Raw genomic sequence first — 19,348 nt, 5'->3', positions numbered from 1 at the left:
GAACACACTCGACGACGAGGCTCTCCACGCCTGCATCGCCGCCTACAACAACACCCCGCGCAAATGCCTTGGGTTCAAGACCCCGGCCGAGGTATTCATCGCTCAACTGTTGCACTTCAAACTTGAATCCACACCCTCGCTTCGCTCGGGATGACAACAATGCTGCATCGCCGATCCCTCGTCACGTTGCTCGCCGTATCGAGCGTCGCACCTTCGGCCTTCGCGCAGGCATGGCCCGCGAAGCCGATCCGCATCATCGTGCCGTTCCCGGCCGGCCAGGCGACCGACATCCTCGCGCGCATGATGGGCGATCAGCTCACCAAGGCGCTCGGTCAGCAGGTGATCGCGGAGAACCGGCCTGGCGCGGGCGGACAGATCGGCGCCGACGTCGCGGCCAAGGCAGCGCCCGACGGCTACACGCTGCTGATGGTGACGATCTCCACCCACGGGATCAGCCCGGCGCTCTATCCGAAGCTGCCCTACGATCCGCAGAAGGACTTCGCGCCAATCGCCAATATCGGGCTGACGCCGCAGGTGCTGATGACCGGCCTGAAGAGCGGCATCAACTCGGTTAGCGACCTCGTCGCCAAGGCAAAGGCCGGCGCCGATCTCAATTACGGCTCGTCCGGCAATGGTTCCGCCAGCCATCTCGCGGTCGAGATGCTGAAGAGCGCGGCCGGCATCAAGCTCACGCACGTGCCGTTCAAGGGCAATGCCGAGGCCCAGCTCGCGCTGCAGAGCGGCGACATCCAGCTCCTGTCCGATGCCGTTCCCGGCGCGGTCGGCCCGGTGAGGTCCGGCAAGGTGAAGGCGATCGGCATCGCCGACGAGCGCCGCTCGCCGTTTCTGCCGGAGGTGCCGACCGTCGCCGAACAGGGACTCTACGGCGTCGTCGCCGTCGGCTGGATCGGCCTCTCAGCCCCCGCGAAGACGCCCGAGCCGATCCTCGACAAGCTCAGTGCCGAGGTGATGCGCATCCTCAAGGATCCCGCGGTGCTGGAGAGGATGAACAGCCTGTCCTTCGTCCCGGCCAAGGAATCGCGCCAGGAGTTCGAGGCTTACATCGCCATCGAGAACACCAAATGGCGCAAGATCATCCAGGATGCCGGCGTGAAGATCGAGTGAGTGAGTCTATTGTTCCGGACCGCGAGCGTCCCGCTCGCTCATGAAGTCCACACCCTGCTCGCCCTCGGGTTCAGATCCGAAAGCGGCGGGAACTCCAGAGCCAGTCGGCATTGCTTGAAACAAGTCCTGCTTTCACCGGATTGTTCTCGATGTACTCGACGGTCCGGGCCAGATGCCCTTCGTCCCGTATGTACCTGTCGAAATAGTCCCTATGCCAAAACGGCCCACTTCGCCCCAGGAGCCGGTTCGCCTTTTTGGCGGTGAACGACTTCCATGAATGGACGATACTACCGAGGGCGCTTCCGGCCGTTGGCTCAACGAGCACGTGTACGTGGTTCGGCATGATGCACCATGCGAGAAGCAGATATCTTTGCCCATCGAAGTGCATGAGCGCATCCTCGACGACTTTGGCCACCGATGGGTCCTTGAGGCAGCACGACCCGAAACCGGAATCCAGTTTCCCATCGGTTTCCGCAAGGTTATCCGCCAGCTTGCCGAGGGACTGGGCAACCGCGCTGGGCAGGCTGTCGGCAAGCCGGAAGGTTACAAACTGTGTGATTTCGGCCGAGTCGAAATGGGGTAGATACCCTCACGAGTGCCAGCCTCTGTGGGTCATGCCCTTCGGGACCGCAGCGACCTCACATGAGCGAGCGGGACGCTCGCGGTCCAAAAAAACGAGAATATGTTGATTTATCAACATATTGTAGGGCTTAGTTAAAGCTAGGGAGCGACCCCGAATCCGGCGCGCTGGATCGCCTTGGTGATCGCCGCGACGTCCGCGCCTTCGGGAAGACGCATCTCCCCGCTCTTCAGGTCGACGGAGAGAGGCGCGGTGCCCGCACCTGCGGCGGCACGGGTGACGGCCTTTACGCAGCCGTCGCAATCCATGCCAGTGACCTTGAGGATGAGTTCTTGAGCCATGTGATATAGCTTCGCGCCGGCCGGGCGAACCGGCAAGAGGCAAAAAGCGCGGGGTTCTGGTGAGCGGCGACATCGACGATTTTCGCGGCCTTCTGGCCAAGGTGGGCAACGGCGAGACCCTCGGCATCGACGAGGCGGAGCGCGCCTTCGACATCATGACCTCGGGCGACGCGACGCCGGCCCAGATGGGCGCCTTCCTGATGGGCCTGAAGGTCCGCGGCGAGACGGCCGAGGAACTGGCCGGCGGCTCGCGGGCGCTGCGGGCCAAGGTGCTGCGCGTCAAGGCGCCCGAGGGCACCATCGACATCGTGGGCACCGGCGGCGACCATCACGGCACCTACAACGTCTCCTCCTGCTCGGCCTTCGTCGTCGCGGGCGCCGGCATTCCGGTGGCCAAGCACGGCAACCGCGCCTTCACCTCCAAGTCTGGCGCGGCCGACGTCCTCGCGGCCCTGGGCATCGGTCTCGAAGTTCCCATCGAGAAGCTCGAGAAGGCGTTGGTCGAGGCCAAAGTCTGTTTCCTGATGGCGCCGCGCCATCACAGCGCCATGCGCAACGTGGCCGGCCCCCGCGTCGAGCTGGCGCCGTCGCGCACCATTTTCAACCTGCTCGGACCGATGTCGAACCCCGCCCTGGTGACGCGCCAGCTCGTGGGGGTTTTCGACCGCCGCTGGCTGAAGCCCGTGGCGCAGGCGCTGGGCCAGCTCGGGCTCGAGCGGGCGCTGGTGGTGCATGGCCAGGACGGCATGGATGAGCTCACCACGACCACCGCGAGCTGGGCCGCCTCGCTCGAGAACGGCAAGGTCACCGAGATCGAGATCGCGCCCGAGGAGATCGGCGTGAAGCGCGCCACACTCGAACAGCTCAAGGGCGGCGACGCGGCGCATAATGCCGAGGCGATTCACGCGCTGCTGGGCGGTGCGAAGAACGCCTTCCGCGACATCGTCCTGCTGAACAGCGCCGCCGCGATCATGGTCGCGGGCAAGGCGAAGGATCTCAAGGAAGGCGCGGCCATGGCCGCCCAGTCGATCGACAGCGGCAAGGCCAGGGACGCGCTGGCGACATTGAAGAGGATTTGCGCATGAGCGACACGCTCGACAGGATCGTTGCCGACAAGAAGCGCCATGTGGCCGGGCGCATGTCGCAGCGCTCGCTCAGGGTCGTCGAGAACCTGGCCCGGGATACGGATTCACCGCGCGGCTTTGCCAAAGCGCTCAAGGCCACGATCGCCGAGGGGCGCTACGGCCTGATCGCCGAGATCAAGAAGGCGTCACCCAGCAAGGGCCTGATCCGCGAGGATTTCGATCCGCCGTCCCTCGCCCAATCCTATGAGCGCGGCGGCGCCACCTGCCTCTCGATCCTGACCGACCAGCCCTACTTCCAGGGCAAGGACGAGTTCCTGACGCAGGCGCGCGCGGCGGTGAAGCTGCCGGTGCTGCGCAAGGATTTCATGATCGATCCCTACCAGGTGCCGGAAGCCCGTGCGCTGGGCGCCGACTGCATCCTGCTCATCATGGCCTGCCTCGACGACGCGATGGCCGCCGAGCTGGCGAAGCTCTCGCACAAATGGGGCATGGACGTTCTGGTCGAGGTGCATGACGCCCACGAACTCGAACGCGCCCTCGAGGTCGATGCCGACCTGATCGGGGTCAACAACCGCAACCTCAAGACGCTCGCCGTCGATCTCGCCACGACCGAGAAGCTCGCGCCGCTGGTGCCGAAGGATCGCGTCCTCGTGGCCGAGAGCGGCCTCGGCTCCCCCGCCGATCTGGCGCGCATGGCCCGGGTCGGCGCCTCGGCGTTCCTGATCGGCGAGAGCTTCATGCGCAAGCCCGACGTGGAAGCGGCGGTGCGCGAGATGCTGGTGCGCGAGGCGGCATGACGCGGAAGGCGGCACTCACCCACTTCGACGAGGGCGGCAACGCCCGCATGGTCGATGTCGGCGACAAGGAGATCACGGAACGCGTCGCCGTGGCCCGCGCCAGCGTCACCATGCAGGCCGCGACCCTGAAGCTGATCCGCGACAAGAAGGCCAAGAAGGGCGACGTTCTGGCCGTGGCGCAGCTCGCCGGCATCATGGCGGCGAAGAAGACGCCGGACCTGATCCCCCTCTGCCACCCGCTGGCGCTGTCCTCGGTCGACGTGAAGCTGTCGCTCGACCCGAAGCGCAAGGCGGTCGACATCGAGGCGACCTGCAAGCTGAAGGGCCGCACCGGCGTCGAGATGGAAGCGCTGACGGCGGCCTCCGTCGCCGCCCTCACCGTCTACGACATGTGCAAGGCGGTCGACCGCGGCATGGTGATCTCCGAGGTGAAGCTCCTCCACAAGTCCGGCGGCAAGTCGGGGACATGGGCAGCTCGATGAGGCCGGGAATGCTTTCCGTTCGTGATGCCCATGCCCGCGTGATCGCGGCATTCGACCCGCTTCCGTCAGAGGTCGTGTCCGTCGCCGAAGCCGCGGGCCGTGTGCTCGCGGTCTCGCCGAAGGCGCGTCTTACCCAGCCGCCGGCGGATCTCTCGGCGATGGACGGCTATGCCGTGCGCGCGGCCGACGTGCCCGCCGCACCGGCGACCCTCACGCTCGTGGGCCAGGCGCCGGCCGGCAGCTCCTACGATCAGGCGCTGCATCCCGGCGAAGCCGTACGCATCTTCACCGGCGGCCCGCTGCCGATGGGCGCCGATTCGATCGTGATCCAGGAAGACACCAGGGCCGACGGTGCCACGATCACCATTCTGGAAGCGCCGCGCCTGGGGCGACATGTGCGCAAGGCTGGACTCGACTTCTCTGCGGGCGACACGCCGTTGATGGTGGGCCGCACCCTAACGACGCGCGACCTCGCTTTGGCCGCCGCGATGAACCATCCGTGGCTCTCCGTTCGTCGCAAGCCAAGGGTCGCCATCCTCTCCACCGGCGACGAACTTGTCATGCCGGGCGAGCCGGTCGGCCGGAACCAGATCGTCTCCTCGTCCGGTATTGCCGTGGCCGCCCTCGTGCGCGGCTGGGGCGGCGAGCCCACGCTTTTCGACATCGCGCGCGACGATGCCAGGCTGATCGAGAGCTGCATCGAAGCCGGCGCGCAGCACGACCTGCTGATCACGCTCGGCGGCGCCTCGGTCGGCGACCACGATCTGGTACAGAGTGCGCTCAAGGCCCAGGGATTCGACATGGATTTCTGGAAGATCGCCATGCGCCCCGGTAAGCCGCTGATGTTCGCCGCCCGTGACCGCGCCCGCGTGCTCGGCCTGCCCGGCAATCCGGTCTCGACCATGGTCTGCGCGCTCCTGTTCATGAAGCCCGCCCTGGAGCGGATGCTCGGCCAGCCCGGCGACCTCGTTGAGACCCAGCCCGCCCGGCTCGCGATCGATGTGAAGCAGAACGACCAGCGCGAGGACTATGTCCGCTCTCGCCTCGGCCGTAACGCCGACGGCAGCCTCACCGTCGATCCGCACCCGGTGCAGGACAGTTCGATGCTGTCGGTGCTGGCCGCCTGCGACGGGCTGATGATCCGCCCGCCCCACGATCCCGCGCGCAAGGCGGGCGACATCGTGCAGGTCGTCGATCTCGCGAGCCTTCCCGGAGGCTATTGATCCACTGATTCTCCCCTCCGTTCCTCGGGATAACTTGACCGGAAGAAGGAACTAAACTAGAACATGTGCCGGGTTTCAGGATTTGTTCCTAAATCCGGTAGGCGTTCTGGGGAGAAGACGGTGCTCACCCGCAAGCAAAACGAACTGCTCCTGTTCATCAACAAGCGGCTGAACGATGACGGCGTCTCGCCCTCCTTCGACGAGATGAAGGAAGCGCTGCGGCTGAAGTCCAAGTCGGGCATCCATCGCCTGATCACCGGGCTCGAGGAGCGCGGCTTCCTGCGCCGCCTGCCGCATCGCGCGCGGGCCCTCCAGGTCGTCAAGCTGCCCGACAGCGCCGCCCTGCCCGCGCCCAACGTCACGCCGCTGCTGGCCGATTCGCGCCGGGCCGGCTTCTCCGACGGCCGCGAAGGCTTCGTGCCGCAGATCGTCCGCGCCGATCGCGTGCCGCTCGCCGGCGCCATCCAGGCCGCCAACGAAGCCCAGGCGCTCAGCCTTCCCCTCTACGGCCGGATCGCCGCGGGTACGCCGATCGAGGCGCTGCGCGACAATTCGACGACCGTCGACGTGCCCGTCTCGCTGCTGGGCTCGGGTGCCCATTATTGCCTCGAGGTCCAGGGCGATTCGATGGTCGAGGCGGGCATCCAGAACGGCGACATCGTCATCATCAAGAGCTCCGACACAGCCGAGTCCGGCGAGATCGTCGTGGCGCTGGTCGACGACACCGAGGCAACCCTGAAGCGGCTGCGCAAGAAGGGCGCCTCGATCGCGCTCGAACCCGCCAACGCCGCCTACGAGACCCGCATCTTCGGGCCCGACCGGGTCAAGATCCAGGGCCGCCTCGCCGGCCTCTACCGGCGCTATCACTGAACTCACGCTCCGGGCGCCTTGACCGGCGCGGTCTGGCGCATCGAGCTGTTGGGCACCCAAGGCCTGTCGCCGCGGCGTCCGTTCGCGGTCTCGCGGCGCACGCCGAGATCGTCGAGCCACAATGCGTGCGCACCGTCCTTCCAGGCATCACGCCGGTCGATCACCAGCCGCGGGCCACGACAACGCGCCTGCGCATCGACGGTAGAAAGCACGATGTCGGCCGAGCCGCAGGCTTCGACCAGGCGTCGCTCGTCGCTCACCAGCGCAATGCGCCACGGTCCCTTGCGCCAACGGCAAAGACCGGTGGTGCAACCGAGGCCCAGGGCCTGCTCGTCGGCGCTGACGGTCCAGCGCCGGGCCCCCTCCTGCCCCTGGCGTCGGGCCCAGGAATCGGTGACATAGCGATCGATGCGAGCCGAGGCGACATGCACCACGCCGCGCTCGTCGCGCAGGCCGAGCACGCGGCCATCCTCGCTCATCAGCAGGTCGGGGGCCGGCGGCGTTCCGAGCATCAGACCGATGGCCACCATGGGAAGGCCCGCATAGCGCCACCGGCGGCGCCATAGGCAGAGCCAGAGGCCACCGGCGGTCAGCAGCCACAGGCTGGCCCCGGGCAGCGACGACACCAACATCGCGGCGTCGGGCCAGGCCGCGACGCGGAAGGCGATGGCGTTCAGTCCGTCGACGCCCCAGCCCATCGGCACCAGGGCGACGGCTTCCAGCCCGAACGGCATCAGGAGCATGGCGAGCAGGCCCCAAGGCATGATCCAGAATCCTGTGAGGGGAACCCCCAGCAGGTTGGCCACCACGCCGAGAAACGACAGGCGATTGAAGTGATAGGCCGCAAAGGCCCCGGTCGCGATCGAGGCGATCAGGGTCGTGAGCAGGCTGGCCCCGAGCGCGGCCCCGAGCCGCCACATCCAGTGATGGCGGGATATTTCGGCGCGCTCGTGCAGGCGCCGCCGCCAGGGTGCCGCCGATTCCCAGCCCGCAATCAGTGCGACGACCGCGGCAAACGACATCTGGAACGAAGCGCCGGTCAGCGACTCAGGCGCAACGACCAGCACGAGCACGGCTGACCAGGCGACCAGGCGCAGCGACAGAGCCGTGCGGTCGAGCAGAATGGCGAGCAGCGCGAAGGCGGCCATGGCACAGGCGCGTTGCGCGGGCACCGGCGCCCCGGCCAGCGCCGTGTAGAACACCGCTGCCATAAGGGCGAGTACGGCCGCCACCTTCTTGGCGTCGACTCTCAGGGCGAGTGGCGGGATCAGAGCAATGCCGTAGCGCACGAGGCCCATCACGAGGCCGACCGCGAAGACGATGTGCAGGCCGGAAATCGACAGGATGTGCGCCAGGCCGGAATCGCGCATGGCTTGCGCCACGTCCTTGTTGACGGCGGTCTGCTCACCGACCAGCAGCGACGCAACCACCCCACCCGCCGGCCCGGGCAGGACGTGCAGGATGCGGGCAGACAGATCGGCGCGCAGCGAGTCGATCCTGCGCACGAGACCGTCGGGCCGGCCGCGTTCGATCACCGTCGCAGGCGCCAGGGCATATCCGACAGCACCGAGCTGGTGATACCAAGCGACCCTCTGGAAATCGAAGGCGCCGGGCGCCGCTGGCCCGGCCGGCGGCGACAGGTTCGCGAGCACGAGCAGGCGGTCCCCGATCACCAGGGGCGGCGCCCCCCGGTTGAGGGTCACGCGAACCTTCGCCGGCATCATCTCGGGCGGCGGCACGCCGTTACCCCGGAGCCGGACGGCTTCGAGCACGACGCGCACGCCCTCGGGCAGACGCTGGATGTCGGCGATCCTGCCCTCGACGTTGAGGCTGAACAGCGGCCGGGTGAGCGTCGGTGCCGCGACACTCGCCGTACGCCAGGCGACGAGGCCGAGGCCGGACGAGGCGGCGACGGCGCCAATGGCGAGAGCACGGGCGAAGCTGCCGGCCGGCGCGAAGACGGCGATGAGCAGCGATCCCGCCGCGAGCGCCGGTCCCAGCCACAGGGCAGGCTCGGTCGGCAGCTCGTAGTAGACGGCGATGCCCAATCCCAGCGCCACCGGCAGCCACAGCATCCATCGGCCGCGCTCGGCGTCCAGCTGTTCGAGGATCCAGGCGCGCAGGTTTGACACTAACCGGACGCTCCCCTACCTACGGCGCGCTTTTCCGCCCAAATTGCGGCAAAACCCGCGCTTACCGAGCACAAGTTCCCTGGCCAATGACCGTCGTTACCCGCTTCGCCCCCTCGCCCACCGGCTACCTGCATATCGGCGGCGCCCGCACGGCCCTGTTCAACTGGCTGTTCGCTAGGCATCACGGCGGCAAGTATCTGCTGCGCATCGAGGACACCGACCGCGCGCGCTCGACCGAACCGGCGATCGCCGCGATCCTCGACGGTCTGTCGTGGCTCGGCCTGCCCTGGGACGGCGAGGTCACCTACCAGTTCTCGCGCGCCGCCCGCCATGCCGAGGTCGCCCTCGAGATGCTGGCCAAGGGCCATGCCTATCACTGCTATGCCTCGCCGCAGGAACTCGACGAGATGCGGGCGGCGCAGAAGGCCGCCGGCAAGCCGATGCGCTATGACGGCCGCTGGCGCGACCGCGATCCGAAGGAGGCTCCCGCCGGCGTGAAGCCGGTCGTGCGCCTGAAGGCGCCGCCGTCCGGACAGACGGTCATCAAGGACGCGGTCCAGGGCGAGGTCACGGTCGAGAACGCGCAGCTCGACGACATGATCCTGCTGCGCGCCGACGGAACGCCCACCTACATGCTGGCCGTCGTCGTCGACGATCACGACATGAGCGTGACCCACGTGATCCGCGGCGACGACCATCTGAACAACGCCTTCCGCCAGCTGCAGATCATCCGCGCGATGGGATGGCTAGAGCCGGTCTATGCCCATATCCCGCTGATCCATGGTCCCGACGGCGCCAAGCTCAGCAAGCGACACGGGGCGCTCGGCGTGGACGCCTATCGTGACATGGGTTTCCTGCCGACGGCGCTGCGAAACTACCTGCTGCGTCTGGGCTGGGGCCATGGCGACGACGAGATCATCTCGACGGCGCAGGCGATCGAATGGTTCGACCTGGACGGTGTCGGACGCTCGGCTTCGCGCTTCGACATGGCCAAGCTCACCAACCTCAATGCGCACTATCTGCGCGAGACGCCGGATGCCGAGCTGCTGCCGCTGGTGTTGCCACGCATCGAGGAAAAGATCGGCGGCAAGGTCGCCGACGCCGGCCGCGAACGCATCGTGCGCGGCCTGAACGGCGTGAAGCCGCGCGCGCGCACGCTTGTCGAACTCGCTGACAGTCTCGCCTTCTACGCGCGCGCCGGCGCGCCGCCGATCGCCGACGACAAGGCGCTCGGCGTGCTGACGCCCGACGCCCGTGCCGTCATGGCCAAGCTCGCGCCGGCACTGGAGATGCAGGCGAGCAACTGGAGCGAAAAGGCGCTCGAAGAAGCCGTGCGCACGTTCGCCGAGGCGAACGGGCTCAAGCTTGGCCAGGTCGCCCAGCCGCTCCGCGTCGCGCTGACCGGCTCGACCGCTTCGCCCGGCATCTTCGAAGTGCTGGCCGTGCTCGGGCCCGCCGAGAGCAAGGTTCGTTTGCTGGCGGCCGCCGCTTGAACGGGAGACACGTAATGGATGACAAGAAGCCGATGCCGGAGGTCGCTGCGAACGAAGAGGCGCGGGATTTCATTCGCGACCTGGTTCAGTCGGATCTCGCCAGCGGAAAAGTGCAAAGCATCGTTACTCGCTTTCCGCCGGAGCCGAACGGCTACCTGCATCTCGGCCACGCAAAGTCGATCTGCCTGAATTTCGGAATTGCGACCGAAACCGGCGGCCGCTGCCACCTTCGCTTCGACGACACCAATCCCGTGAAGGAGGAGCAGGAATATATCGACGCCATCAAGCGGGACGTACATTGGCTCGGCTTCGACTGGGGCGAGCATCTGCACCATGCGTCGGACTATTTCCAGACGTTGTACGACTGGGCCGAGCATCTGATCCGCGCCAGCCTCGCCTATGTCGACGACACCCCGCCCGACGAGATGCGGGCAATGCGCGGCACGCTGACCGAACCGGGCCGCGCTTCGCCGCACCGCGACCGCTCGATGGAAACCAATCTCAGCCTGTTTCGCGACATGCGCGCCGGCAAGTTTCCCAACGGTGCCTGCGTGCTGCGAGCGAAGATCGACCTTGCTTCCGGCAACATGAACCTGCGCGACCCTGTCCTGTATCGCATCCTACACGCGGCTCACCCGCGCACCGGCACGCAATGGTGCATATATCCGACCTATGATTTCGCGCATGGCCAGTCCGACGCCATCGAACACGTCACGCACTCACTCTGCACCCTGGAGTTCGCAGACCATCGCCCGCTCTACGAGTGGTTCCTCGACCACCTGCCGGTGCCGGCGCGCCCGCGCCAGACCGAATTCGCCCGACTCAATCTCGGGTACACGGTCCTTTCCAAACGCCACCTGACGGATCTGGTGCGGCGCGGCATTGTGAGTGGCTGGGACGATCCGCGCATGCCGACGCTGGCAGGCCTGCGCCGTCGCGGCGTGCCGCCGGAGGCGATCCGCGACTTCGTTCGGCGCATCGGCATGTCCAAGGCCAACAGCGTCGTCGATCTCGCCATGTTCGATCACTCGATCCGCGACCATCTCAATCAGGCGGCGCAGCGGCGCATGGCGGTCCTGCGGCCGCTCAAGCTCGTGATCGAGAACTTTCCCGAAGACCACGTCGAAGAGCTGGAGGCCGTCAATCACCCGGGGGATCCGGGCGCCGGCACGCGTACCCTTCTCTTCCGCAGGGAAGTCTTCGTCGAGCGCGACGATTTCATGGAGAATCCGTCGAACAAATTCTTCCGGCTGGCCGTGGGGCGAGAAGTCAGGCTGCGCTACGCCTATCTCGTCACCTGCCGCGAGGTGGTCAAGGACGCCGACGGCAACGTGGTCGAACTGCGCTGCACCTACGATCCCGCGAGCCGCGGCGGCAACGCGCCGGACGGTCGAAAGGTAAAGGCCACCCTGCACTGGGTGTCCGCCCGGGATGCACTTCCCGCCGAAGTCCGATTGTACAGCACGCTCTTCAACCGCCCTGACCCGGGCGCCGGTGGCGATCTCGACGCTGACCTGAATCCAGGCTCGCTCGAAGTCCTGCCGGGCGCGCTGGTGGAGCCCTCATTGGCAGAGACATCTGAAGGGGAAGCCGTGCAGTTCGAGCGGCTGGGCTATTTCTGCCCGGACCTCGCGAGCCGGTCGAAGGCTCTGGTGTTCAACCGCACGATCGAGCTGCGGGACACCTGGGCAAAGGTGCAGGTCCAGAGTTAAAGGTAGCGCTGCCCCGAGACGAGTCGCGATTGCTGTCCGCAGCCGGATAGATCGGTCCGCGCGATGCCCGCAGGCTCCACCCATGAGCCTGCGTGTCTGGATCTGGCTGGTGTCGCTGTCCGTCCTCTGGGGCGGGTCGTTCTTCTTCGCCAAAGTGGCCGTTGCCGAGTTACGCCCGTTAACGGTCGTCTTCGGTCGCGTCGCCCTTGCCGCATTCGCACTGAATCTGTGGCTCTGGCTGACCGGCCAGAGCCTCTTCCGGCGCGAAACGCCCTGGGCCGCCTTCATGATCATGGGGTTGCTGAACAACCTGATCCCCTTCAGCCTGATCTTCTGGGGCCAGACGCAGATCGCCTCGGGCCTGGCCTCGATCCTGAACGCCACGACGCCCCTGTTCACGCTGGTCGTTGCCCATCTCGCGACCCGCGACGAAAAAATGACCCCCGCCAAGCGGGCCGCCCTGCTGATCGGCTTCGCCGGCGTGACGGTCCTGGTCGGCCCGGATCTGCTGATCGGCGATCGATTGGGAAGCATGGGCCAGCTCGCCTGCCTGGGTGCTGCCTTCGCCTATGCCTTTGCCGGTGTCTATGGAAGCCGCTTCGGGAAGATGGGCGTCGCACCGCTCGAAGCTGCCGCGGGCCAGGTCACGGCGAGCACCATGTTGATTCTGCCGATCATGCTGCTCGTCGACCGGCCCTGGATGCTCACCGCTCCTCCCGGCATGACGACATGGGCCGCACTCGCGGGTCTCGCGCTGCTATCGACTGCCCTCGCATACGTCCTGTATTTCCGGATACTTGCCGCCGCCGGCGCAACCAATCTGCTGCTTGTTACGTTTCTGATACCAGTCACGGCCATCCTGCTCGGCGCCCTGATCTTGGGCGAACAGCTGGCGCCGCGGCATTTCGCCGGCATGGTCCTGATCGGTTTCGCGCTGGCCGCGATCGACGGTCGGATCGTGCGTTTTCTACGCCCCGCGAAATAGCCGCCCGGCTGCTCAATTGCGCCTTCTTTAGGGTCTTGTTAGGGTGCCGCCGAACCGGCGAACGGCACCCTGCGGGATGCGCGCGCCTTGCTTGAATCGAGCCTGGAAAAGAGTTCACCCGATGGCCAAATCGACCGCGACGCTGACCGACAACGAAACCGGCAAAACCTACGAGATGCCGATCATCCACGGCACCCTCGGACCGCGCCTGGTGGACGTTCGCAAGTTCTACGGCGACTCCGGCATGTTCACCTACGATCCGGGCTTCACCTCGACCGGCTCGTGCGGCTCGAAGATCACCTACATCGACGGCGACGAAGGCCTGCTGCTTCATCGCGGCTACAATATCGCCGAACTCGCCGAGCAGAGCGATTTCATGGAAGTCGCCTACCTCCTGATGAAGGGCGACCTGCCGAACAAGGCGCAGAAGGACAAGTTCGTCCGCGACATCACGAACCACACGATGGTTCATGAGCAGCTCAGCCAGTTCTATCGCGGGTTCCGCCGCGATGCCCATCCGATGGCGATCTGCTGCGGCGTCGTCGGCGCCCTTTCAGCCTTCTATCACGACTCGCTCGACATCCACGATCCGCACCAGCGGATGGTCGCCTCCTACCGCCTGGTCGCCAAGATGCCGACCATCGCGGCAATGGCCTACAAGTATTCGGTCGGTCAGCCGTTCGTCTATCCGCGCAACGACCTGTCCTACGCCGCCAACTTCCTGCGCATGATGTTCTCGGTTCCGGCCGAGGAGTACGAGGTCAATCCGATCGTCGAGAAGGCGATGGATCGCATCCTCATGCTCCACGCCGACCATGAGCAGAATGCCTCGACGTCGACCGTCCGTCTCGCCGGCTCGTCGGGCGCCAACCCCTTCGCCTGCATCGCCGCGGGCATCGCCTCGCTGTGGGGCCCGAGCCATGGCGGCGCCAACGAGGCCGTCATCAACATGCTGCACGAGATCGGCGGCAAGCAGAACATCCCGGGCTTCCTGTCCCGCGTGAAGGACAAGGCCGATCACACCCGTCTTATGGGCTTCGGCCACCGCGTCTACAAGAACTACGACCCGCGCGCCAAGGTCATGCGCCAGACCTGCCACGAGGTCCTGACGTCGCTCGGCATCACCCACGACCCGCTGCTCGAGCTGGCAATGGAAATGGAGCAGATCGCCCTCAAGGACGATTACTTCGTCTCCAAGAAGCTCTATCCGAACGTCGACTTCTACTCGGGCATTATTTTCCGGGCGATCGGCATCCCGACCTCGATGTTCACCGTTCTCTTCGCGGTGGCCCGTACGGTCGGCTGGATTTCGCAGTGGAACGAGATGATCGAGGACCCGGACCAGAAGATCGGCCGTCCCCGCCAGCTCTACAACGGCCAGACGGAACGCCCCTACAAGCCGCTCCACATGAGGGGCTGAAATCGCTGTCCGGGAGGGAAGCGAGAAGCACATGGCAAGATCATCGTTCGGGCCGCGCCAGGGGGAAACATCCTGGGCGGCCACCCAGACACCGAAGGCCCAGCCGCGTATCGTGCGGGTGGGCCGTCCTGCCAACGACAATTTCCGCCGCCGCGGCGTGCGAACATGGATGCTGGTCGCTGGTCTTGCCGGCGCAGCGCTGGCCCTGGTGGCCGCGAACTGGCGATTCTTCTAGGATCGGACTGTCGGAAAGTTTAAAGGCCCGCGATGCGGGCCTTTTTTTTGTGCTTCGTTGGGGCGTTCTTCCGTCGGCGCTCTCGGACATTGCCAATGGCAATGTCCTGTCGCTCCTCGCGCTGAGCATCGCTCAGCCCTTGCGCTCGATCAATTCGATCTTGTAGCCGTCAGGATCTTCCACGAAAGCGATGACGGTCGTCCCGAATTTCACGGGACCGGCCGGACGGGTGACCTTGCCGCCAGCCTTGGTGACGTCCTCGCACAGCTTGTAGACATCGGGGACGCCAATCGCGAGGTGGCCGAATCCGGTGCCGAGCTCGTATGGCTTCGCCTGGTCCCAATTGTGGGTCAGCTCGACGACGCAATGCTCCGGCTCGTCCCCATAGCCTACGAAGGCCAGGCTGTACTTGCCGTCCGGCACGTCGCGACGACGCAGCAGCTTCATGCCCATCGGGCCAGTGTAGAAGGCAAGCGACTTGTCGAGATCCATGACGCGGATCATCGTATGCAGCATACGGAAACTGGACTGGGTATCGGGCATCATCCCCTCCCTGCTCTTTCGCGGATTACCGGTCTCGGATCATGGCGGCAAACGTCGCCTCGGCGGCAACCTTGCCGTCGACGATCGCCTTGCCCGAGAACTTCCAGACATTGGCGCGGCTCTGCACCTTGGTGACGTGAAGCTCGAGACGGTCGCCGGGCACGACCGGACGGCGGAACCTCACGCCGTCGATCGACATGAAATAGACTAGCTTGCCTTCCGACTCGGCCCCGAACGTCGAGACAACGAGGACACAGGCGGTCTGCGCCATCGCCTCGACGACGAGCACGCCCGGCATGACCGGTTCCGACGGAAAATGCCCCTGGAAGAACGGCTCGTTGATCGTGACGTTTTTGATGCCCACCGCGCTCTGGTCGAGCTGCATGTCGATCACACGGTCGACCATGAGCATCGGATAGCGGTGCGGGATCATCTCGAGGATCCGCTTGATGTCCACCGACTTCGCCGCGGCAACGGTCGTGTTCTCGACTGGGGCGTTCATGACCGTGGCCTCTCCGCTCAGAATCGCGTGCCGAAGCTGAAACGCACGGCCTGCTGCTTGTCCCACGACTCGTACTGAAGCGGTATCGCATAGTCGATCCGGATGGGCCCGAAGGGCGATACCCACTGAATGCCGACACCGGTCGAAACGCGCACCAGCTGGCTGGTCAGCACGGACGCCAAGCCATAGCTCTGCGCCTGGACGCCCCAAAGAGATCCGGCATCCACGAAGGCCTTGCCGAGGAGGCCGACTTCCTTGGGAACGAGCGGCAACGGGTAGGAAAGCTCCGTCGTAGCCGTGTAATAGAACTGGCCGCCGATCGAATCGGTCGTATTGGCGTCACGCGGACCGATACCGCCGACGGCGAAGCCGCGGAGCGTGTCGCCGCCGATGAAGAACAGGTTGTTCAGGCGGACATAGGAGTTGTTGAACGGGAGAATCAGTCCCGCCGAACCGCCGACCGAGATGACCACGTCCTCGAACAGTGACCTGTAATAGACGGCGTCCGCCGTGGTGCGGAAGTACTGCTCGGTGCCGATCAGGCCCGCGGCTGCGATCGAGTTGCGGACCATCCAGCCCTTGGTCGTGTTGAGGCGCTGGTCGCGAGTGTCCCAGATGATGGTCTCGGAGAGTTCGGAGACGACCTGCGTGCCCTGGTTATCCTGGATGATGAACGAAGCCCAAGGCTGGACATTGTAGATGTCGGTCTGCCGCAGCGTGTAGCGAACGAGCTGGCGAATGTTCTCGGAATATGCCCAGCCGGCGCGCAGCGCGAAGCCCAGGCTGCGGTCACTGTAGCTCGCGATGTTCTGGCGATCGTTCGACGTCCAGAAGACGTCGAAGCCGGCCGAAAGCTCACGGTCCATGAAGTAAGGCTCCGTGAAGCCCAGATCGATCGAGGTGCTCAGCGTGCCGATCGACAGACCGAGACGCGCCTCCTGGCCCTTGCCGAGCAGGTTGCGTTCCTTGACCGAAATGTCGCCAACGATGCCCGCCGTCGTCGAGTAGCCTGCGCCGAACGAGATTTCGCCGGTGCTCTGCTCGACGACCTGGACCTCGAGGTTGGTCTTGTCGGGCGCGGAGCCGGGTGCTGCCGAGACGTCGACATTCTCGAAGAATCCGAGGTTGCGGAGCCGCTGCTGGCTGCGCCGGACCTTGGCGGTGCTGAAGGCATCGCCTTCGGCGAGACGGAATTCGCGGCGGATCACCTTGTCGAGCGTTCTCGTGTTGCCCGAGATGTTGATGCGCTCGACGTAGACGCGCGGTCCCTCCTGGACATCGAAGGTCACGTCGACGGTGTTGTTGTCCTTGTTGCGCCGGATGTTCGGCCGAACCTCCACGAAAGCGTAGCCCAGCGAACCCACCGCCTCCGAGATGTTGGAAACCGACTTCTCGACCTCGTTGGCGTCGTACCAGTCGCCTTCCGCGATCGTCAGGAAGGATTTCAGCACATCGACGTTCAGGCCCTGGAAGCGGCTCGTGACGTCGACATTGCCGAACTTGTAGCGATCGCCCTCGCTGATCGTGAAGGTGATGAAGAAACCTTCGCGATTGGGCGCAAGCTCGGCGACTGCCGATACCACGCGGAAATCGGCATAGCCCTCGGAGAGATAGAACTTGCGCAGAAGCTCTCGGTCGAGGTTCAGGCGGTCGGGGTCGAAGCGGTCATCCGACGAGAGGAAACGCCACCACGCGCTCTCGGAGGTGCGGATCTTGCCCCTCAGCGTGCCGTCGCCAAAAGCCTCGTTACCGACGAAGCTGATGCGCTTCACGCCCGTGACGTCGCCCTCGTTGATCTCGAAGACGAGGTCGACGCGACCCTGCTCCAGATTGATGATCTTGGGCTCGACCGAGGCGTTGTAGCGGCCGCTGCGCCGATAGATGGTCAGGATGCGATCGACGTCGGCCTGGACGCGCGCGCGCGTATAGACCTGGCGCGGCTTCGACTGCACTTCGTCACGCAGCTTGTCGTCGTCGATCTTCTTGTTTCCCTCGAAGGCGACGCGATTGATGATCGGATTTTCCGTGACCTTCACGACGAGGGTCGAGCCCTGCATCTCGATGACCACGTCGGAGAACAATCCCGTCGCGAACAGCGCCTTCAGCGATCGATCGGCCGCGGCCGCGTCGAACGGCTCGCCTACCTTCAGCTGAAGGTAGGAGCGGATCGTCTCCACTTCGGAACGGACGTTGCCCTGGATCTGGATGCCAGCGATCGTGCCGCCGGCCGCAGCCACGGCACCACCGCGCTGGGCATAGGCCGGCGTGTTGAAGGCCAGAATTGCGACAATGGCCAGTAAGGCCCAACGAAAGATCAAACTTCCCCCCGGCGCCAGTCAAACCTGCCGATGGTCAAAAACGTGAACGCAGCTTTCTAGACCGGCGAGAGGGCGTAAGCCACCCCTTTTGTCCCCCAGGCTGTTCTCGCTACGTCGCATGAATTCAGCGCAGCAAAAGCCTGATGTCATTGAAAGTTGCGATCAGCGCCATGCCGATCACGAGCGCAAATCCGAGCTTCAACCCGACCTCCTGGGCCCGCAGGCTGAGGGGCTTACCGCGCACGGCCTCGTAGGCATACATTGCGAGGTGACCGCCATCGAGCATGGGTACCGGCAGCAGGTTGAAGATGCCGAGTACCACGGAAAGCGCGATGACGAGGTTCAGAATGCCTGCCCATCCCGCATGCGAGGCCTCACCCGCGGCCTTGGCGATCCGGATCGGCCCGCCCAATTCATCCACAGGACGCGTCGCGGTCAGGATCTGTCCCATCGACGTATAGAACATCGAGGTCATGCCCCAGACGGCGCGCACCCCCGCTCCCATGGCGCCGATGACACCGTGGTCGCGAAGCTCCGTCACCGCCGGCGGACGCACGCGCAGGCGGCCGACGACCTGCTCCTTGCCCGCGCAATCGAGCACCTTGTCGACGATCGGGACAACGGTCGTTTCCCCGTATCTTCCATCGCGCTCGTACTTGACGGTCACCGGCTGACCGCCCTGAGAGCCAATCAGTTCGGGAATGCGTGAAAAATAGTCGACGGGCTTGCCGTCGATCGCCACCAAAAGGTCACCGACCTTGAGCCCCGCCGCCTCCGCCGGACTATTGGCCGTGAAGCCGCCGACGACGGGACGAATGAACTGGTCGATACCCAGGTTGCCGTAGCGCAGCGTGTTGTTGTAGCGGTCGGTGCGCTCGCAGTACTGCGGCTGGATCTCGCCATTCAAAAGCTGGTTGCCGCGCCGGTATTCGACCGGCATCGGTTTGGTCCAGTAGAGAAACTGGGATTCCTGGATATCCTCATAGCGGTTGACGCGCTTGTCGGCGAGGCGAACGATCTCATCGCCGGTGCGCAGCCCTGCCTTGGCCGCCGGGCCGTCGACCTGAACTGCGACGGTCGCGGGCGTATACGGCTCGCCGGCGAAGAAGAAGACGCCGGTCAGCAACAGGAATGCGAACAGGAGATTGGCGGCCGGTCCGCCGAGCACGACGGCAGCCCGTGCATAGAGCGGCTGACTGAAGAAGGCGCGCTTGCGATCGCTGGTCGACAAGGGCTCGCCGGTTGGCGTGGCGCTCGTCGCGTCGCTGTCGCCCAGGAATTTGACATATCCACCGAGCGGGATGGCCGACACCTTCCAGCGCGTACCGTTGCGATCGGTCCAACCGAAAATCTCGGGCCCGAACCCGATCGAAAACACCTCGGCATGGATACCGAAGCGACGCGCCACCCAGTAGTGACCATACTCGTGCACGAAAACGAGCAGCGTCAGCACCAGAAAAAAATACGGGAGGTATGTCGTAAACAGGCTGACGATGCTTTGCATG

19 protein-coding genes are annotated in these 19,348 nt (G+C 65.3%); 12 read left to right on the top strand and 7 right to left on the bottom strand.

The window, feature by feature from the left end:
* The first annotated feature begins 159 nt into the window (after positions 1 to 159).
* Positions 160 to 1,125: a tripartite tricarboxylate transporter substrate binding protein gene (locus Q7V45_RS13035; protein WP_304852563.1), complete on the top strand. Its 966-nt coding sequence runs from the start codon at positions 160 to 162 to the stop codon at positions 1,123 to 1,125.
* Between the two features lie 70 nt (positions 1,126 to 1,195).
* On the opposite strand, the gene Q7V45_RS27050 is transcribed toward Q7V45_RS13035, so the two are convergent.
* Complete coding sequence (locus tag Q7V45_RS27050) at positions 1,196 to 1,468, bottom strand: transposase (RefSeq protein WP_370692598.1); 273 nt, start codon at positions 1,466 to 1,468, stop codon at positions 1,196 to 1,198.
* Between Q7V45_RS27050 and Q7V45_RS13030 the strand changes: the two genes are divergently transcribed.
* Positions 1,403 to 1,708, top strand: a complete 306-nt coding sequence (locus Q7V45_RS13030; protein ID WP_304852561.1) for a hypothetical protein — start codon at positions 1,403 to 1,405, stop codon at positions 1,706 to 1,708. The two genes, Q7V45_RS27050 and Q7V45_RS13030, sit on opposite strands and share 66 nt — an antisense overlap.
* A 137-nt stretch (positions 1,709 to 1,845) precedes the next feature.
* On the opposite strand, the gene Q7V45_RS13025 is transcribed toward Q7V45_RS13030, so the two are convergent.
* Complete coding sequence (locus Q7V45_RS13025; RefSeq protein ID WP_304852558.1) at positions 1,846 to 2,046, bottom strand: heavy-metal-associated domain-containing protein; 201 nt, start codon at positions 2,044 to 2,046, stop codon at positions 1,846 to 1,848.
* A 71-nt stretch (positions 2,047 to 2,117) separates the two neighbouring features.
* Here Q7V45_RS13025 and trpD point away from each other — a divergent pair, with 71 nt between their 5' ends.
* The 5 genes from trpD to lexA all read left to right on the top strand — a co-directional run bounded on the left by trpD (position 2,118) and on the right by lexA (position 6,503).
* The gene (gene trpD, locus Q7V45_RS13020; RefSeq protein WP_304852572.1) at positions 2,118 to 3,131 is read left to right on the top strand and encodes an anthranilate phosphoribosyltransferase; all 1,014 of its coding nucleotides are present in this window, start codon (positions 2,118 to 2,120) and stop codon (positions 3,129 to 3,131) included.
* Positions 3,128 to 3,928 (top strand): indole-3-glycerol phosphate synthase TrpC, encoded by an 801-nt coding sequence (trpC, locus tag Q7V45_RS13015; protein WP_304852556.1) that lies wholly within the window; start codon positions 3,128 to 3,130, stop codon positions 3,926 to 3,928. Before trpD ends, trpC begins: the two co-directional genes overlap by 4 nt.
* The gene (gene moaC / locus Q7V45_RS13010; RefSeq protein WP_304852554.1) at positions 3,925 to 4,410 is read left to right on the top strand and encodes a cyclic pyranopterin monophosphate synthase MoaC; all 486 of its coding nucleotides are present in this window, start codon (positions 3,925 to 3,927) and stop codon (positions 4,408 to 4,410) included. The genes trpC and moaC overlap by 4 nt, the downstream gene beginning before the upstream one ends.
* Positions 4,411 to 4,418: 8 nt before the next feature.
* A complete protein-coding gene (gene glp, locus Q7V45_RS13005) occupies positions 4,419 to 5,633 on the top strand; it encodes a gephyrin-like molybdotransferase Glp (protein ID WP_304852552.1) in 1,215 nt (404 codons plus the stop codon).
* Positions 5,634 to 5,753: 120 nt separating this feature from the next.
* Entirely contained in the window at positions 5,754 to 6,503 is a 750-nt protein-coding gene (gene lexA, locus Q7V45_RS13000; protein ID WP_304852550.1) for a transcriptional repressor LexA, read from the top strand.
* Between the two features lie 2 nt (positions 6,504 to 6,505).
* Here the strand turns inward: lexA and Q7V45_RS12995 are convergent, their stop codons facing one another.
* The gene (locus tag Q7V45_RS12995; RefSeq protein ID WP_304852548.1) at positions 6,506 to 8,635 is read right to left on the bottom strand and encodes a ComEC/Rec2 family competence protein; all 2,130 of its coding nucleotides are present in this window, start codon (positions 8,633 to 8,635) and stop codon (positions 6,506 to 6,508) included.
* A gap of 86 nt (positions 8,636 to 8,721) precedes the next feature.
* On the opposite strand from Q7V45_RS12995, the gene gltX reads away from it, so the two are divergent.
* The 5 genes from gltX to Q7V45_RS12970 all read left to right on the top strand — a co-directional run bounded on the left by gltX (position 8,722) and on the right by Q7V45_RS12970 (position 14,480).
* Positions 8,722 to 10,128, top strand: coding sequence for a glutamate--tRNA ligase (gene gltX / locus Q7V45_RS12990; protein WP_304852546.1), 1,407 nt, complete (start codon positions 8,722 to 8,724; stop codon positions 10,126 to 10,128).
* Positions 10,129 to 10,160: 32 nt separating this feature from the next.
* The gene (locus tag Q7V45_RS12985) at positions 10,161 to 11,840 is read left to right on the top strand and encodes a glutamine--tRNA ligase/YqeY domain fusion protein (protein ID WP_370692597.1); all 1,680 of its coding nucleotides are present in this window, start codon (positions 10,161 to 10,163) and stop codon (positions 11,838 to 11,840) included.
* Between the two features lie 82 nt (positions 11,841 to 11,922).
* Positions 11,923 to 12,825, top strand: coding sequence for a DMT family transporter (locus Q7V45_RS12980; protein WP_304852541.1), 903 nt, complete (start codon positions 11,923 to 11,925; stop codon positions 12,823 to 12,825).
* Between the two features lie 121 nt (positions 12,826 to 12,946).
* Positions 12,947 to 14,245, top strand: a complete 1,299-nt coding sequence (gene gltA / locus Q7V45_RS12975) for a citrate synthase (protein ID WP_295136877.1) — start codon at positions 12,947 to 12,949, stop codon at positions 14,243 to 14,245.
* A gap of 31 nt (positions 14,246 to 14,276) precedes the next feature.
* Positions 14,277 to 14,480: a hypothetical protein gene (locus tag Q7V45_RS12970; protein WP_304852538.1), complete on the top strand. Its 204-nt coding sequence runs from the start codon at positions 14,277 to 14,279 to the stop codon at positions 14,478 to 14,480.
* Positions 14,481 to 14,612: 132 nt separating this feature from the next.
* Here the strand turns inward: Q7V45_RS12970 and gloA are convergent, their stop codons facing one another.
* The 4 genes from gloA to rseP form a co-directional block, all read right to left on the bottom strand.
* Entirely contained in the window at positions 14,613 to 15,023 is a 411-nt protein-coding gene (gloA, locus tag Q7V45_RS12965) for a lactoylglutathione lyase (RefSeq protein ID WP_304852536.1), read from the bottom strand.
* Between the two features lie 25 nt (positions 15,024 to 15,048).
* Positions 15,049 to 15,525 carry a 3-hydroxyacyl-ACP dehydratase FabZ gene (gene fabZ, locus Q7V45_RS12960; RefSeq protein WP_304852534.1) on the bottom strand — a complete coding sequence of 159 codons (477 nt, stop codon included), beginning with the start codon at positions 15,523 to 15,525 and terminating at the stop codon, positions 15,049 to 15,051.
* A gap of 17 nt (positions 15,526 to 15,542) precedes the next feature.
* Positions 15,543 to 17,843 (bottom strand): outer membrane protein assembly factor BamA, encoded by a 2,301-nt coding sequence (bamA, locus tag Q7V45_RS12955; protein WP_304852533.1) that lies wholly within the window; start codon positions 17,841 to 17,843, stop codon positions 15,543 to 15,545.
* A 124-nt stretch (positions 17,844 to 17,967) separates the two neighbouring features.
* Positions 17,968 to 19,347, bottom strand: coding sequence for an RIP metalloprotease RseP (gene rseP, locus Q7V45_RS12950; protein ID WP_304852532.1), 1,380 nt, complete (start codon positions 19,345 to 19,347; stop codon positions 17,968 to 17,970).
* Position 19,348: the final 1 nt, after the last annotated feature.

Source organism: Reyranella sp. (assembly GCF_030651995.1).
Classification (GTDB): Bacteria; Pseudomonadota; Alphaproteobacteria; order Reyranellales; family Reyranellaceae; genus Reyranella.
The sequence above is the reverse complement of the archived record's forward strand: the minus strand, read 5'-3'. Positions and strand labels throughout refer to the sequence as shown.